This window comes from Streptomyces sp. NPDC002144 (genome assembly GCF_053593695.1).
In genome coordinates this window covers 21,729-37,604 of sequence record NZ_JBSFDB010000056.1, presented here as the reverse complement: position 1 = coordinate 37,604, position 15,876 = coordinate 21,729, and the positions used below count along the sequence as shown (strand labels likewise).

Sequence of the window (15,876 nt, the reverse complement as noted above, 5' to 3'; positions counted from 1 at the left end):
TCCTTGTTTCTGGGAACAAGTAGTCCACAGCGATGCTGTATGTGCTGCCATAGACCCTCCTCATCACGGGCGGCAACATGCCGCCAAGCATCGCTGGGACGCGCGGTGCACGTAGTCGCAAGAGGAGACAGGCATGCCCAATCTCGCGGAGTTCCTGGTGGCGACGGCCGCCCGACAGCCCGAGCGCCCGGCGCTGCGGCTGGGAACGGCGACCATCAGCTACGCGGAGCTGGACGAGGCGAGCGCCCGAGCCGCCGCACTGCTGCGCGCCGAGGGGGTCAGGCCCGGCGACCGGGTCGCTCTGATGCTGCCCAGCTCACCCGAGTTCGTCATCCTCTACTACGGCGTCCTGCGCGCCGGCGGCATAGTCCTGCCGCTGAACCCGCTGCTCAAGGAGCGGGAGGTCGCCTACCACCTGGGGGACTGCGGTGCCGTGCTGCTCTTCGAGTGGCACGAGGCGCCAGGTCAGGGCGACAAGGGCGCTGCCGCCGCCGGCGTGCGGCACCTGGTCGTCGAGCCCGCCGACTTCGCCGAGCGTCTCGGGCGGCACGAGCCCGATCGACAGGTCGCCGCGGTCGACGGGGACGACATCGCGGTCCTGCTCTACACCTCCGGCACCACAGGCCGCCCCAAGGGCGCCTCGCTGACCCATGCGAACCTGCGCCACAACACCGAGATCATCGTCACCGACCTGGCCAGGATGAGCTCGGACGACGTGGTGGTGGGCTGCCTGCCGCTCTTCCACATCTTCGGCCAGACCTCCACCCTCAACGCCGCGGTGAAGAGTGGCGCTCTGCTCGTGCTCGTCCCCCGGTTCGACGCGGAGACCGTGCTCGACATCCTCGCTCGCGAGAGCGCCACCGTGTTCGAGGGCGTCCCCACCATGTACGCGGCCCTGCTGCAGCACCCGGCTGCCGCGAACGTGGATGTACCCGCCCTGCGTACCTGCATCTCGGGCGGGGCCGCGCTGCCGGTGGAGATCCTGCACGGCTTCGAGCGCCACTTCGACTGCAGGGTGCTGGAGGCCTACGGCCTGTCCGAGACCAGCCCCGCCGTCTCCTCCTGCCGCCCCGACCGCCCGCCCAAGCCCGGTTCGGTGGGGACGCCCGTCCGTGACGTCGAGGTACGGCTGCTGGACGCCGACGGACAGGAAGTGGCCACGGGCGAGGTGGGCGAGCTGGTCGTGCGCGGCCCGAACGTGATGAAGGGCTACTGGAACCGTCCCGAGGAAACGGCGGCGGCCATCTCCGACGGCTGGTTTCGCACCGGTGACATGGCCCGGCGGGACGAGGACGGTGACCTGTACATCGTCGACCGCAAGAAGGACCTGATCATCCGGGGCGGCTACAACGTCTATCCGCGCGAGATCGAAGAGGTCCTGCACGAGCACCCCGCCGTCGCCCTGACCGCCGTCGTGGGCGTGCCGGACGACAAGCTCGGTGAGGAGGTGGCCGCCGCGGTCGTACTGCGCCCCGGTGGGCAGGCCACGCCGGAGGAGCTGCAGGAGTTCGTCAAGGAGCGGGTGGCGGCGTACAAGTACCCGCGCCGCGTGTGGCTGGCCGACTCGCTGCCGACCGGGCCCACCGGCAAGATCCTCAAGCGGGAGATCACCGCACCCAACATCTGAGGACAACGGATGAGGGTCTCCGAGCAGTTGTGGCGGCTCGGAGGCCCTCACGTCTGACGGGCGAACAGCGGTCGGAGCCGGGTGCGGTCGGCGCTATACGATCCCGCCTGTACGCCCGGCGAACTGTGCGCGTCGCCGGGCCATCCACGCGGCGATCTGGGCCCGCGAGGTGAACCCGAGCTTAGCGAGGATCCGCTCGACGTGACCGTCGGCGGTGCGCTTCGCGATCACCAGCCGATGGGCGATCTCCCGGTTGGACAAGCCGGATTCGATCAGGGCGGCGACCTCCAGTTCCCGCTTGGTGAGTGGCTCGGTGGCATCGGCGCGCCGGGCCACGGCCGTACTCCCCTCGGCGCCCAGGGCCAGATCGATCACATCCCGCAGGCGCCACAGAGGAACGGAGGGCTCGCCACCCCCGTAATTCGGCGGATCGGGCCGGTGGACGCAGTGGCGTTCCGCGAACTCCGACAGCTGCGGCCCGAATGCGGCGATCGACGTGCCGAGGGAACACCACACTCGCCGTGCCGCCTCACACAGGGCGGCCGCGCGGTCCGCCTCACCGCGGTCGTAGGCCACCCAGGCCAGCAGGTCGGTGCACAGAGCGAGGCCGATCCATTCGGACGAGAGCTGAACCCGCAGTGCCGCACGGGCCGATCGCTCCGCCTCCTCCAGGTGGCCCAACGTCCACTCGGCCAGGCCCGCAGCCCAGAGGGAGAAGGCGCGGGCGGACCTGTCTGGGTACGTCTCGCACAAAGCCACCGTGCTGCGGCTGATCTCCACGGCCTCGGCTGCCCGGCCGGCGCAGGCGAGCGCGGTGGCGAGCATATAGCGAGCGGCGAGTTCCAACTCACGATCACCGTGGTCGCGGTGTCCGTCGACAGCGGTCCGCAAGCCCTGCACCGCGGTGTCGGCGTCTCCGGTGAAGAGCGCCCACAGCGCCCCCCAGTGGGTGACACGCAGCTTTACGCCGGGGTCGTCCAGTTCCTCGGCAAGGTCTGCAAGTGTGCTGAGCCACCGTCCGGCACTGTGGTGGTCCCCCTGGAGCAACGCGATCCAGATCATCACCCACACGCTCTCGGCCCGCTCCGGCGACGGCGCGGTGACCGCGGCGAGCGCCGCCTCCATCCGCGTCCGGCCGTCGGCGAGGAACCCTCCGGACAGCCAGTGGTAGCGCAGCCGTGCCATCAGGCGCAGAGCGGCTCGTTCCTCCCCCGGAGTCGAGAGGCTCCACTGCACCGCTGCGACATGGTCCGCGTGCTCAAGGCGCATCCGCTCCAGCAGGGCCTCCTGCTGGGGACCGCACCACTGGTCGAGGACCCGCTGGGCCCGGCGCAGCATCACGTCGCGATGTCTGCGCCGCAACTCGTCCGCTTCGCCAGCCTGTTCGGCTTTTTCGGCCGCGATCTCACGGACGGGAGCAAGCAGGCGGTACCGCATGGTGCCGACATCGCGCTCGGCCAGCAGGATCGACTGCCCTACGAGACGCTCGATGGAATCAAAGACGTCGTCGGGGTGCAGTTCGCCAAAAGCACAGATCTCTTCAGCGAGCTCAAGATCGAAGGTTGCGGGAAACACCGACAAACGGCGCAAGAGGATCTGCGCGGTCTGCGGGCAAAGCTGGTAGCTCCAGTCCACCATCGCCCGCAGTGATCCGTGCCGCGACCGGGACTCGGCATCCGGCGCGGTCAACGACGCCAGCCGTCGGCCGAACCGTTCCACCACCTGCTCGACGGTCAGCGCTCGCAGCTTCGCTGCTGCCAGCTCGATAGCCAGCGGTATGCCTTCCAGCAGTCGGCACAGCTCGACCACGGCCTCAGCGTTGTCTTCGGTGACATCGAACTCGGGATCGACGGCACGCGCCCGCTCCACCAGCAAGCTCACCGACCCGTCCGCGATCAGCTGCGCAGCCGGGGTGGCAGTTTCGGGGACGCTCAGTGGCAGCACCGGCCGCAGCACCTCCCCCTCGACACCGAGGGGTTCCCGGCTCGTGGCCACCACGCGCAGCTGTGGAGCCTCGCGCAGCATGACCGGCACCGCCGCCCGCACCCAATCCAGCACGTGCTCGCAGTTATCCAGAACGAGCAGCAGTTTGCGGTTGCTCAAGAAGGACAGCAGCTTCTCACGCGGCTGCGTGGCGGACTGATCGTTGATGCCCAAGGCGCTGACCACCGCGGCCTCCACCTCCGCGCCCCCTGCACCGATGCTCAGATCGGCCAGTCGGACCAGCCACGCGCCGTCGGGGAAGCCGTTGCGAGCTCGATAGGCCAATTCCAGGGCCAGCCGCGTCTTACCCACACCGCCTGCCCCGACGAAGGTCAGCAGCCTGGATTCCGACAGTGTCCGCTGTGCGACGTCGAGATCGCTCCTTCGCGCGATCAAGCGATTCAGAGACGGACCGACCCGGTTCCCTCCTCGTTGAGGGGTTTGGGCGCTAGTCATGCAGAGATCTTAGGCGAGTCCAACCCGAACACCACACCCTCGCGGCTCTGGTCAATTCTCGCGAACACCGGCGATCGCGGCCTTCGGCCCCGCCCCGGCGGCGGCCCGCCGGGCCGCCGTCTCGCCGCCTGACACCGCCGGTGAGCGCGGGTGCGCCGGCGGTGAGCAGATCAGCCCTCTCACATTCGCTTCACGTTCCATCCCCCGTCGATCACGGTGGCGGTGCCGTTGACGAACGAGGCGCCCTCGGAGGCCAGGAAGGTGGCCACAGAGGCCACTTCCCCGGGTGTGCCGAGCCGTCCCTGCCCCTGGATGAACAGCTCCTTCAGCTGCGTTCCGGCCTCGCTCTCTGTGAAAAGGCGCTCGCTCATGGGGGTCTCGATGACGCCGGGACAGATCGCGTTGGCGCGCACTCCAAGGTCGCGCAGCTCAAGCGCCATCACCTCGGTCATGCGCACGACACCGGCCTTGACCGCCGAGTAGGCTCCGATCAGGGGGAGCCCGACGACGCCGGCCAGCGAGGCGATGTTGACGATCGCGCCGCCGCCGTCCGTCAGGGCGGGAAGCGCGTGCTTGTAGACCAGCCATGTACCCCGCAGGTTGACCGAGTACATCCGGTCGAACTCTTCCTCGGTCAGTTCGTGGAGGGGACCGAAGGACTCGACACCGGCGTTGTTGACCAGCACGTCGAGTCCGCCCAGGGCACGCGTGGCCTCGGCGACCGCCGCGGCCACACTGTCGCCGGAGCGGACGTCGCAGGTGACACCGACGGTGTCGTGGCCGATCTCCGCAGCTGCCTTGTCGGCCCCCTCAATGTCGGCGATCACGACGCGGGCGCCAGCGGCGACGAACGCTTCGGCGACCGCCAGGCCGAGGCCCCGGTGCGCGCCCGTCAGCAGCGCCCGCTTGCCCTCCAGAATTCCGGTCATGCTGATTTCCTCTCCAATCTACGTAATGGTGATCGTGTTGTGATGCCCCGCCATCGCACGCCGGATAGTGGTTGGTATCCCTGGCGTGCGTTGAGCGAGCGTCAGAAGCGGTGCGCCGTGGGCATCAAGCCATCGATGCCGCGCGGAGCACAGGCCCGGCCAGACGCCGGGCAAGCAATTGGGACCCGTCGCTCACGGCTCGTGTGCCGTGAGCGACGGGCCTGTTCAGCCGAGGGTGGCCGCGGCCTTTGCCGTCCCGGCCTCGGCCGACAGCAGCGGCACGAGGAAGTCGCGGATGGCGTCCTGGATCTCGACGGCGCGCGGAATCGCACCGGAGAGCACGAACGTGGTGTGGATCAGACCGTCGAGACGCCGGCAGACGGTCGGTACACCGGCTTCCGTCAGCGCTCGCGCGTAGTCCTCCCCCTCGTCGCGCAGCGGATCGATCTCCATGGTGATCACCAGTGCGGGCGGCAGGTTCGACAGGTCCCGCGCCCGTGCTGGAGCAGCCCACGGGGAGGTCGCGTGGGCAGGGTCGCCGAGATACCAGGCCGCCATGCGGGCGCCCAGCTCAGTGGAGATGATCGGGCCGCGCGCGAAGGTCTTGCGGGACTCGGTGTCGGCGGTGAAATCGGCGGGCGGAGTGACGAGGACCTGGGCGGCAAGGCGCGGTCCGCCCTCGTCCCGGGCGCGGAGCGCGGCCACTGCGGCCAGGTTCGCACCGGCGCTCTCGCCACCGACGGCGATCCGCTCCGGGTCGCCGCCGTACTCGGCGATGTTCTCCGCCGCCCAGCGCAGCGCCGCCATCGTGTCGTCGATCGCCGCCGGGAAGGGGTGCTCGGGGGCGAGCCGGTAGTCCGGGGACACGACGAGAGCACCGAGGCGCCGGGCGAGGGACGCGCAGGGCTCGTCGTACGCATCGAGACTGCCCGCGATCCAGCCGCCGCCATGCAGGAAGACGACCACGGGCAGCGGGCCCTCGACCGGAGGCCGGTACAGGCGCACCGTCCGCTCACCACCGTCCGTCGGGTACTGCGTATCGGTGATGCCGACATCCTCGGGAACCGGCAGCTGCAGGTGCTTGAAGCCCTCGATGGCGCCTCGGATCTCCTCCAGGGAGGACTCCTCAAGCGGCTTGGCGCCCATGTTCATCAGGCCGGCGAGGAGGAAGACCGCCGCACCGTCGACTTTGATCGTGTTCGGCAGGGCACGCTCATCCCCGTCGAGCGAGAAGCCGGCGTACTCGGTCGCCTGGACCTCGGCGCAGATGGCGCGATACATCGGCGCGCCGGTGAACAGTGAGATCGGCCTCCGCGGCTTGCCCGGAATGTTGTCGCCCATGTACCAGGTGACCGCCTTGGGGAACAGGGTCGCCTCGGCGACCTCCAGGACCAGCTCGTTGTACCGGTCCTCTGCCGCAGCAGTCACCTCGGCCGTCCGGTGCCCGTGCGCGTCCGTATAGGCGATGAGGTCGGCGATGAAGTCGACACTGTCCTCGATGGCGGTCGGGTTGTTGAAGAGGGCCGCCGCGCTCTGCGGACCGTTGACGTGGAACAGGTTCGGGAAGCCGTGGTTGGCCATTCCGATGTACGCGCGCTGCCCGTCCGCCCAGTGGTCGGTCAGTTTCAGGCCGTCGCGGCCCACCACGCCCATCCGCATCAGGGCGCCCGCGCCCACGTCGAAGCCCGTGGCGAGCACGATCACGTCGAACTCGTACTCCTCGGCCGTGGTGGCGATGCCCTTCTCGGTGATCCGCTCGATCGCGGTCGTCCGGGCGTCGACGAGACGCACGTGCGGCAAGTTGAACGTCTCGAAGTAGTTCGTCTCGAACGTGGCGCGCTTGGCACCGTACGGGTGCCCCTTCGGAGTCAGCAGTTCCGCGGTCTTCGGGTCCTTGACCCGCTCCCGGATCCGGTCCCGGATGTAGTCCGCCGCCGTCTCGTTGGCGGCCGGATTGAAGGTCAGGTCGAAGTAGGTGGACGCGAGCATCCGGAAGCCGCCGCCGTTGTAGTACGTGTCGTACGTCTTGCGGCGTTCCTCGGGGCTGTCCGCCAGCGCGGAGCGCGTGGCGCGCGGGAACGCGGCGCCTGCCAGGCTGTTGCGCGACTCCTCCCGCAGCCTCGGGTAGTCGACGACGACCTGCTCGAACTCCTCATCGGTGAGCGGACGGTTCCCGAGGGGACAGGCGAAGTTCGCGGTCCGCTGGAACACGGTCAGTTCGGCGACCTGCGGGGCGATCGTCTGGATGACCTGGATACCGGTCGAGCCGGTGCCGATCACGGCGACACGCTTGCCCGCCAGATCGACGCCGTCGGCCGGCCACCGGCTGGTGTGGACGACCGTGCCTCGGAACGTCTCCTGGCCCGGGAAGTCGTTCGGCTTGTTCACCGAGAAGGCGCCGGCCGCGTTGATGAAGAACCGTGCGATGGTGACGCCGCCGTCGTCCGTGCCGACAACCCAGCGCTGAGCGGCTTCGTCCCAGACCGCAGACGTGACGCGCGTGCTGAACCGGTAGCTGCGGCGCAGGTCGAACCGGTCGGCCACATGCTCCAGGTAGGCCAGGATCTCCGGCTGCGCGGCGTACCGCTCTTTCCAGCGCCACTCACGCTGCAGGTCCTCGTCGAAGGAGAAGGAGTAGAAGATGCTCTCGAAGTCGCAGCGCGCGCCGGGGTACCGGTTCCAGTGCCAGACGCCGCCCGGTCCCGAGGCCGCCTCGAAGGACTGAACCGACAGGCCCTGCTGGTTGTGGAGGCGGTGGGTGGCGTAGAGGCCGGAGAAGCCGGCACCCACGACGACTGCGTCGACATGTGTTTCGGTCATGTACCGACTCTGGGTTCGGCACGTTGCGAGGGCTACGGGTAGGGATACCTGATGGCATACCTGATCCCCTACCTGTCTTCTGCCGGGTCGGTCGGCTTCGGCGACTCGGTTCAGATGCGAAACCGCTGGTGAATGGGGTGAGCAGCCGGATTCGCGAGACTTCGGCGATCTTTTGCAACTGATTGCATAACGTCCTCCGGGGTCATACAACTGCTCGCATGTCGCAGCACGACTCAGGAGCAGGAGCCCGGCCGATGTCCCGCTGCCCTCACCTGCCGACCCTGCCGAACCGTGTCCTGATGGGCTCAGTGCACCTGAGCCTGGAAGAGGCCGAGCGGGGCTTCGAACGGATGGCCGCCTTCTACGCCGAGCGCGCCCGCGGCGGCGCCGGACTCATCGTCACGGGCGGGATCGCACCTGATGAACGGGGTCGCCCCTTCCCGGATGGTGCCAAAATGACCACAGAGGCTGAGGCGGAGCAGCACGCGCTCGTCACCGAGACGGTGCACCGCGAGGGTGGCCGGATCGCGATGCAGATCCTGCACACCGGCCGATATGCCCATCACCCCGACCTGTTCGCCCCAGCGCCCGCCAGGCGCCGATCAACAATTACGTGCCGCAGGCGCTCACCGATGATGAGATCGAGGAGACAATCGAGGCGTTCGTCCTGGCGGCTGCGCTCGCCGGGGCAGTCGGCTATGACGGCGTCGAGATCATGGGGTCCGAGGGCTACTTGATCAACGAGTTCATCGCCCCGGCGCCCAACCACCGCACCGACCGTTGGGGCGGCAGCTACGAGAACCGGGTTCGCTTCCCCCTCGAGATCGTCCGCCGCGTACGCGAACGTGTCAGCCCTGACTTCATCCTCATCTATCGCCTGTCCATGCTCGATCTCGTCCCCGACGGCAGCACCCTGCCAAGGCGGTCGAGGCGGCCGGCGCCACGATCATCAATACCGGGATCGGCTGGAACGAGGCACGCGTCCCCACCATCGCGACCTCAGTACCCCGCGGCGCGTACTCGTGTATCACCGAGCGCCTGAAGGGATCCGTTTTTGTCCCCCTGGTGCCCAGCAACCGCATCAACACCCGGAGATCGCGGAGGAGTTGCCGGCGGAAGGCCGAGCGGACATGGTCTCGATGGCCCGTCGGTTCCTCGCCGACCCCCACTTCGTCGCCAAGGCACGCGCCAGACGCCCAGCCACGATCAACACCTGCATCGGCTGCAACCACGCCTGCCTGGACCACAACTTCAGCGGAAAGATCACCTCCTCTCTGGTCAACCCGCGTGCTTGCCGCGAGACAGAGCTGGTGCTGTCCCCTACGCGCCGCCGCAAGCCTGGCCGTGGTCGCGGCAGGTCCGGCCGGGCTGGCGGTGTCGGTGACGGCCGCCCAACGCGGCCACGACGTCACGTTGTTCGACGCCGACGACAAGATCGGCGGCCAGCTCAACATCGTCCGGCGGATCCCGGCCAAGCGGCCGTCTGGCCCTGACCGACCGCTATTACCTGGAGTGGATGAACTACCAGTCCCGACACGGCGCCGAGCCCACCCCCGAACAACTCTCCACCCACCTCGCCGCCCAGGGACTCCTCAGACGCGGCGGCAATCCCATCAGCCCCTCAAACCTGCGCCGACACTTCCTCTTCGACCGGGCGGCGGTCGCCGCGGCCGTCTCGTTTGGACCGTGGCGAAGGGGAGCACCGTTGATGACCAACCCGCGACGTGGCCTTCGTGCCCACCCCCAAGGTGAGCCGATGCCTGCCTCCGCAACGCAGTGAGCTCTTTCCAACCTCCCGTGTCAGTTGGGAAGTTGGGATGACAGACAGATGAAGCCCCTGGTAGATGGGTTTCCGACCAAGAGAACCGTGTCCACCAGAGGCTTCGTATGCTTGTCTACCCGTCCGGCGTCGACGTGTCCAGCTCTGCCCTGCGCTTCCTCGCCGCTCGCCTGAGGGAGCACCGCCGCTCTCTCGGAACCCGGTGGCGGCGCCTGAACGCCGACCGACAGGCCCTGCTCACCCTCGCCCACCTGCGTAACGGCCAGCCCTACGCCCAGCTCGCGGCCGGATTCGGGGACGGCACCACCACCGCTTACCGATACATCACCGAGGCCGTCAACCTCCTGGCCGCCCTCGCCCCCACTCTCACCGAAGCCGCACGAGCGGCGTCGGCGAAGGCGTACGTGATCCTGGACGGGACGCTCCTGCCCATCGACCGGATCGCCGCCGACCGCCCGTTCTACTCAAGAAGCACGGCATGAACGTGCAGGTCATAGCCGATCCGAAGGGGCGTCTGATGTGGGCTTCACCAGCATTGGCCGGCGCCGTCCACGACGTCCGGGCCGCACGCGAGCACGGCATCATCGAGGCACTCGCCGAGGCCGACATCACCTGCTGGGCGGACAAGGGCTACAAGGGTGCAGGCGGCACAGTCCGTCTCCCTTACCGCGGCCGATGGGACAGCCTCTCCACCGGCCAGCAGGCCGTCAACCGGTCCCACGCAAAGATCCGCGCACTGGTCGAGCAGGCCATCGCCACCCTCAAGTCCTGGCGCCTCCTCCGCAAACTCCGGTGTTCGACGACCCGGATCACGAGCCTCGTCCAAGCCGTCCTGGTCCTCCAGCTCGTCGCCACGGGCTGAGATCAACCCGCAGCATTCACCAGGTCCGTCAACTCGGCCTCGGTCATCCCAGCCCGCACACGAACGTCAAAGGTGTAACCCTCATCGCAGAACACCAGGTCAAGGCTCATGGGTGCCAGCCTGCGGAAGACGATCGCCAACCAGATCGCGTCTTCCTCCCAGACGTCCATGTACAGGCAGGTACCGTCCTCGTGCAGATACGCCTCACCCGGGCCGTTCTCCGTCTCAATCTCCCATGTGAGGCTGCGCACTTCGCCGCGGTACATCGAGTCGATCGCGACCTCAGACCACCGGGCACGGATCGCGTCCGTCAGCGCATCCCGATCGATGCGCCATCCGCCCGCATCACCTTCGACCACCGCCAAGAACGTCATAGCCAGGGTCTACCAGACGTCCGTGACACATCGCCGATCAGCTGTCGCTTGAAGTTGGAATGGGCTCAGTGGCTTTGTCACCTGTCACAGCAGGTCCCGCCGGAATTCAGCGGTGGGTGAGCAGCCGTCTTCAACCGTCCACGAGCACCGATCTGGGGACACACATGCTGCTTAAAAGCAAATTGAGTAAGCCGAGCCAAACGCATACTTGCATTCCCCCAGGTCATCCATATTCCCCTCCCATAGGTGACGATCAAGCCAAGTAAGTCAAGACTTACTTTTGAATAATTTCGACCGCATAGTAGTGGCTCGAACCGAGAGGAGCCCTCTGTTGTCGCAGGTCAACCACCCCGCTGTGCGTCAGGTCGAATTGGAACGAGCTCATGTGTCCGCCTTGTACGAACTGCTCGCCGAGCGGCTCTCCGAGGTGCGGGCGCACCGGGCGGATGTACTCACGGCTCCGGCCGAGAGCGCCGGTGAGGTATATGAGCGAGAGGTCGCCGCTGAACGTCTGGCCAAGGAGATCGGTCGGCTTGAGGGCGCCGAGAATGGGCTGGTTTTCGGCCGCATTGACTGGACGGACGGCACCGCTCTGCGCATCGGCCGGATCGGACTGCAGACGGAGGCCGACGACCTGCCCCTGCTCGTGGACTGGCGTGCGACCGCGGCGCGGCCTTTCTACGAGGCGACGCCGGTTCACCCGATGAACCTGCGGCGGCGTCGGCATCTGCGCCTGGAGGATCGCACGGTGGTCGCAGTGAGCGACGAACTGCTGGACGACTCCGCCCCGACTGCCGAAGACGTAGTGGGCGACGGCCCGTTGACCGACGCTCTTTCGGCGCGGCGTACGGGCCGGATGCAAGCGGCCGTCGCGACGCTGCAGGCCGAGCAGGACGAGATCGTTCGCTCCGCGCACCGCGGGGTGACGGTGGTGCAAGGCGGGCCCGGCACGGGGAAGACGGTGGTCGCTCTGCACCGGGCAGCGTATGTCCTGTACGCGTTCCCGCGCGCCGCGGAGCAAGGTGTCCTGGTGGTCGGGCCGAACGCTCGGTTTCTCGACTACATCTCCCAGGTCCTGCCCTCGCTCGGCGAGAACGACGTCGTCCTGGCGACCTGCCAGGAACTGGCCGGAGTGTTCCCGGACGCTGTGGAGCCGTTCGATGCGGCGCGCATCAAGGGCAGCTCCGTCCTCGCCGACGCTCTTGCCTCCCTGCTGCGCGTCCACCAGGCTCCGGACGGCGACTTCGCTGTGCAGGTCGGAGAGGATGTGGTTCACCTCTCGGGCGAGAGAGTCGCCGTGGCACGCGACGTCGCCGTGACGACCGGGCTGGGGCACAACCCCGCGCGCCAGGTCTTCAAGGAGCTCCTGGTCGACGCCGTCACCGATGCGCTGGCACGCAACATGGGCGACCTCCTGGAGCAGATCGACACCGAGGTCGCCCAGCTGACGGGCAGGAACCTCGACCGGTTCACAGCGGCCGACCTGCGCCACGGCCACGACGACGCGGCCGCCCCGGGACCGGCCGACGAGTTCGACGCGGACGCCGTCCGGGCCGATCTCCTCGACGACGCCCACGTCGACCGGGCAGTGGAGGCGCTGTGGGCGCGGCTGGTACCCGCCGACCTCGTGAGGGCTCTCCTGACCGACCCCGCCTGTCTCGCCGAGCATCTGCCCCAGCTGACCGCGGACGAGCGGTCGGGTCTGCTGCGCAGTCCGGACGACCCGTGGACGGATGCCGATGTGCCGCTGCTGGACGAGGCGGCGAGCCTGATCGACGGCCCGCCGGAGCGGACGTATGGGCACGTCGTCGTCGACGAGGCACAGGAAATCACCGCCATGCAGTGGCGGATGATCGTCCGCCGCTGCCCAGCACGGGCGATGACGCTGGTGGGCGACTTCGCCCAGGCCGGCCCGGTCGCGACAGCACGCGACTGGAAGAAGGCATTGAGTCCGCATGTCGGCCCGCGGTTCAACCTCCACAACCTGACCGTCAGTTACCGCACCACCCAGGAAGTCCTGGACAGTGTGCGCGACCTGCTCGCGCGGATCGCTCCGGACCAGACGCCGACACGGTCGCTGCGACGTGGTGAGGCTCCTCGCACCCTGACCGCACCTTTGGACGGGCTGGTCGCCACCCTCGCCCAGGAGATTCGTGCCCAGCACACCGCCCACCCGGGAGAGCTGGTCGGGGTGATCTGCGCGGACACGAGGGTGGACGAACTGACGGCCGCGGGCATCGCGCAGCTCGCACGCGTCGTGCCGGCGTCCCAAGCGCGCGGTCTGGAGTTCGACGGGGTCATCGTCATGAGCCCCGCGGAGATCATCACAGCCCGCCCCTGCGGGGAAAGGGACCTGTACGTAGCCCTGACCCGGGCCACCAAGAGGCTCTGCACGATCACCGCCCAGCCCGCCTGACGTATCACCGTCCGCTTCCTATCGCGCATGCGCCACAGACATGCGCAGGCACCGCAAATATCAAGACAGAGAAGGTGGCATGGCAAAGGACTACGACGCCCCACGCAATGACGGCGTCATCGACAACCTCGAGGAGCTCAACGCCCGGAGCACACCCACATCCGCTCCCGCCATTGACATCGACGAGTTCGAGGCCGCCGAGGGCCTCGAACTGCCCGGCGCCGACCTCTCCAGCGAGCAACTGGCCATCCCGGTACTTCCGCCGCTGGCCGACGAATTCGTCTGTACGGCCTGCTTCCTCGTGTACCACCGTAGCCAACTCGCCGGCGGAAACAGCACTCTCCGCATCTGCCGTGACTGCGACCACACCTGACATCACGCCGACTACGACAACGCCCCACGACCCGTCCCGGCATCCCCATGTGCTCCTGCCGGCACCGGCCGTGATCCCTTCGCAGTGGGCCACGGCGTAGGTGAGGACGAGCGGCGCGCTCCGGTAAGAGACCTCTCTCGAGCCGGAGCGCGCCTCCCACTGTCCGCCCCATTGCTGTGAACAAGCCGGCAGCAAGAGCCCCAAGCATCGCGGTGACCGCCAAGGGCGTGACCACCGGCGCCCATGACGGGGTGATCTGGTCGCGTCCGCTGCCGGCGGGATGGGCGGCGACGGCGATCAGTTCGGTGCGGATGGTGGCGCCGCGGGCCTTCGCGTGGCGGGCCGAGGCCAGCGCACCCAGTACTCGGGTGAGTGTGTGGGCGGTGACCGCGAGCAAGACCTGCTCAACGACGGCGTGGCCGCGGTGGTCGGACCCGGCGCGGAGGAGTGGGAACGGGCTGTCGATGAACAGCGCGTGATACCGGTAGGTGGCGAACAGCTCGCCCTGGCCCTGCGCGGCGGCCTTGCGTTTGAGCCGCTTCGCCCGCCGCACGCTCATTCTGCCTTCGGTGCGGTGTGCGGCCTTGGAGTCGAACATTGCAATGAGTCGACATCGATATACGCCAGCTCGGCCAGCACCCAGCGATGCACGGCGACGAGCTGGCGCACGTTGCCGTGAACCAACGCCCGGAGAACGGCCAGGCGGTCGCTCACACCTCCGATGGATGCGCAGCTATCCCCAACTGCTGCATCATGCTGCTTGATCGCGGATGTGCTGTATCAGGTTGCTGCTTGCCTCTCAGGGTCAGGTGGTCAGGGACGGCATGACCACCGAGTCCAGATAGTGAAGCAGGAACGCCCGGTCCGGTGGCCGGTTGGCCACCAGTGGCCGGGCCACCAAGGCACCGATCAAGACGTAGGGCACGTACTGCAGTGCCGGGCAGTCCGCTCGTACCTCACCCCGGGCCACCGCTCGCCGGAGGATCGCCGCGATGCCGGCAGGGTCGGGGTCGACGATCAGGTTCTGCAGGGCCCGCAAGAGGTCGGGGTGGGTGTGGACGGCGTGGATCAGGCCGCGGACCAGGGCGGCTTCTCTGTGGAGTTGCTCGTCGTCGAGCTGTTCGATCACCGCGCGCAGATCGCCTTGGAGGGAACCTGTGTCGATGTCGCCGACGACCTTGCCCTTACTCCGGCGCAGTGCCTCGGCGACCAGTTCCGGCTTGCCCGACCACTGGCGGTAGAGCGTGGCCTTGCTGCAATGGGTGCGGATCGCCACCGCGTCCATGGTCAGGGCCTCGTAACCGACCTCGCGGAGGACGTCGAGGACGGTGGCGTAGAGCTCCTCCTCGCGTTCCGGGGTCATACGGCTGCGGCGCGTGCGTGGCGTGGTGGCCTGGTCCGTCGCTGTCATCCGCGGCACCTCGTTCGAGCTTCGAGCGAAACGGTTTCGCACGTGTTTACGGTAACCTAGGCTACGGTGAATACGAAACCGTTTCGGTCGCACAATAGCGGCACGGGTCCCGAGCCGTGGGCCATCTCGGGATGAGGGGAGAGCCAGCCATGGCAGCCATCGCGTCGCCGGTCCCGGCCGAACCCGGCCCCGCCAAACCGGGCCGCCCCCGCGACACCACCGCCGATGACCGCATCCTCCGCGCCGTCGTCGACGAACTCTCCGACCATGGTGTCGCCGGCTTCCGGATCAACAACGTCGCCGCCCGCGCCAAGGTCGCCAAGCGCACCCTCTACAGCCGTTGGACCGAGCGGGACGAGCTCATCATCGCGGGGCTCAACACCCTCGCCCTCGACCTCGTCCCGCCCCGCACCGGCAGTCTCGTAGGCGACCTCAACGCCCTCTACGACGACATCGCCGACGCCCTCGACAGCCCACGCTGGCTCATCGCCGCCCGCTGCTCCTTCGAGCTGCCCGACCATCCCGAGCTGTACGCGAGATTCCAGCGCGACTGCATCGACAAGCCCCTCGCGGTCGTCGAGGACGTCCTCCGGGACGCACAACTCCGCGGTGAACTGCGCGCCGGCATCGACTGCTCCGTCGCCGCCGAGACCTTCACCGGTTCCATCGCGGGGTACAGCTCGCACATTGCCCGGCTCCGCGGGGTCAGTGCGTACGGTGTCCGCGAGCAGTTCCTCGACATGTTCCTGCACGGGCTGCGCGCCGACGACCCCCGCGAATGAGCCTCCGAGCCGCCCCGTAGGGCCGAACTTGACACCCCACACCGACAGCCACGCGCCGGACGT

10 protein-coding genes and 2 pseudogenes are annotated in these 15,876 nt (G+C 68.1%); 6 read left to right on the top strand and 6 right to left on the bottom strand.

Annotation, left to right across the window (positions count from 1 at the left end; all coding sequences use genetic code 11):
* Positions 1 to 133 precede the first annotated feature (133 nt).
* Positions 134 to 1,627, top strand: a complete 1,494-nt coding sequence (locus tag ACWCQ1_RS44080; RefSeq protein ID WP_451029128.1) for a long-chain-fatty-acid--CoA ligase — start codon at positions 134 to 136, stop codon at positions 1,625 to 1,627.
* 93 nt (positions 1,628 to 1,720) lie between these two features.
* Here the strand turns inward: ACWCQ1_RS44080 and ACWCQ1_RS44075 are convergent, their stop codons facing one another.
* From ACWCQ1_RS44075 to ACWCQ1_RS44065, 3 genes are all read right to left on the bottom strand, one after another.
* Entirely contained in the window at positions 1,721 to 4,006 is a 2,286-nt protein-coding gene (locus tag ACWCQ1_RS44075) for an ATP-binding protein (protein ID WP_451029127.1), read from the bottom strand.
* A gap of 239 nt (positions 4,007 to 4,245) precedes the next feature.
* Positions 4,246 to 4,995, bottom strand: a complete 750-nt coding sequence (locus ACWCQ1_RS44070) for an SDR family NAD(P)-dependent oxidoreductase (protein WP_451029126.1) — start codon at positions 4,993 to 4,995, stop codon at positions 4,246 to 4,248.
* Between the two features lie 225 nt (positions 4,996 to 5,220).
* On the bottom strand, positions 5,221 to 7,815 hold the full coding sequence (locus ACWCQ1_RS44065; protein WP_451029125.1) for a flavin-containing monooxygenase: 2,595 nt from the start codon (positions 7,813 to 7,815) through the stop codon (positions 5,221 to 5,223).
* A gap of 254 nt (positions 7,816 to 8,069) precedes the next feature.
* Between ACWCQ1_RS44065 and ACWCQ1_RS44060 the strand changes: the two are divergent.
* Both ACWCQ1_RS44060 and ACWCQ1_RS44055 read left to right on the top strand, forming a co-directional pair.
* A pseudogene (locus ACWCQ1_RS44060) lies at positions 8,070 to 9,291 on the top strand (oxidoreductase); the annotation flags it as partial.
* A 411-nt stretch (positions 9,292 to 9,702) separates the two neighbouring features.
* Positions 9,703 to 10,457, top strand: a pseudogene (locus ACWCQ1_RS44055) (transposase family protein).
* Between the two features lie 2 nt (positions 10,458 to 10,459).
* Here ACWCQ1_RS44055 and ACWCQ1_RS44050 read toward each other — a convergent pair.
* Entirely contained in the window at positions 10,460 to 10,831 is a 372-nt protein-coding gene (locus tag ACWCQ1_RS44050; protein WP_451029124.1) for a hypothetical protein, read from the bottom strand.
* A 385-nt stretch (positions 10,832 to 11,216) separates the two neighbouring features.
* Here ACWCQ1_RS44050 and ACWCQ1_RS44045 point away from each other — a divergent pair, with 385 nt between their 5' ends.
* Positions 11,217 to 13,247 carry a HelD family protein gene (locus ACWCQ1_RS44045; RefSeq protein ID WP_451029123.1) on the top strand — a complete coding sequence of 677 codons (2,031 nt, stop codon included), beginning with the start codon at positions 11,217 to 11,219 and terminating at the stop codon, positions 13,245 to 13,247.
* A gap of 79 nt (positions 13,248 to 13,326) precedes the next feature.
* Complete coding sequence (locus ACWCQ1_RS44040) at positions 13,327 to 13,620, top strand: DUF4193 domain-containing protein (RefSeq protein ID WP_451029122.1); 294 nt, start codon at positions 13,327 to 13,329, stop codon at positions 13,618 to 13,620.
* 555 nt (positions 13,621 to 14,175) lie between these two features.
* On the opposite strand, the gene ACWCQ1_RS44035 is transcribed toward ACWCQ1_RS44040, so the two are convergent.
* Both ACWCQ1_RS44035 and ACWCQ1_RS44030 read right to left on the bottom strand, forming a co-directional pair.
* Positions 14,176 to 14,334: a hypothetical protein gene (locus tag ACWCQ1_RS44035; protein ID WP_451029121.1), complete on the bottom strand. Its 159-nt coding sequence runs from the start codon at positions 14,332 to 14,334 to the stop codon at positions 14,176 to 14,178.
* Positions 14,335 to 14,425: 91 nt separating this feature from the next.
* Positions 14,426 to 15,031, bottom strand: coding sequence for a TetR/AcrR family transcriptional regulator (locus ACWCQ1_RS44030; RefSeq protein WP_451029120.1), 606 nt, complete (start codon positions 15,029 to 15,031; stop codon positions 14,426 to 14,428).
* 149 nt (positions 15,032 to 15,180) lie between these two features.
* Here ACWCQ1_RS44030 and ACWCQ1_RS44025 point away from each other — a divergent pair, with 149 nt between their 5' ends.
* Positions 15,181 to 15,813 (top strand): TetR-like C-terminal domain-containing protein, encoded by a 633-nt coding sequence (locus tag ACWCQ1_RS44025; RefSeq protein WP_451029119.1) that lies wholly within the window; start codon positions 15,181 to 15,183, stop codon positions 15,811 to 15,813.
* The last annotated feature ends 63 nt before the right edge of the window (positions 15,814 to 15,876 follow it).

Excerpts from the sequence above, each read along its gene's own strand:
- ACWCQ1_RS44025 (WP_451029119.1), top strand. The coding sequence starts at position 15,181 with ATGGCAGCCATCGCGTCGCCGGTCCCGGCCGAACCCGGCCCCGCCAAA.
- ACWCQ1_RS44030 (WP_451029120.1), bottom strand. The coding sequence starts at position 15,031 with ATGACAGCGACGGACCAGGCCACCACGCCACGCACGCGCCGCAGCCGT.
- ACWCQ1_RS44065 (WP_451029125.1), bottom strand. The coding sequence starts at position 7,815 with ATGACCGAAACACATGTCGACGCAGTCGTCGTGGGTGCCGGCTTCTCC.
- ACWCQ1_RS44080 (WP_451029128.1), top strand. The coding sequence starts at position 134 with ATGCCCAATCTCGCGGAGTTCCTGGTGGCGACGGCCGCCCGACAGCCC.
- ACWCQ1_RS44040 (WP_451029122.1), top strand. The coding sequence starts at position 13,327 with ATGGCAAAGGACTACGACGCCCCACGCAATGACGGCGTCATCGACAAC.
- ACWCQ1_RS44050 (WP_451029124.1), bottom strand. The coding sequence starts at position 10,831 with ATGACGTTCTTGGCGGTGGTCGAAGGTGATGCGGGCGGATGGCGCATC.
- ACWCQ1_RS44070 (WP_451029126.1), bottom strand. The coding sequence starts at position 4,995 with ATGACCGGAATTCTGGAGGGCAAGCGGGCGCTGCTGACGGGCGCGCAC.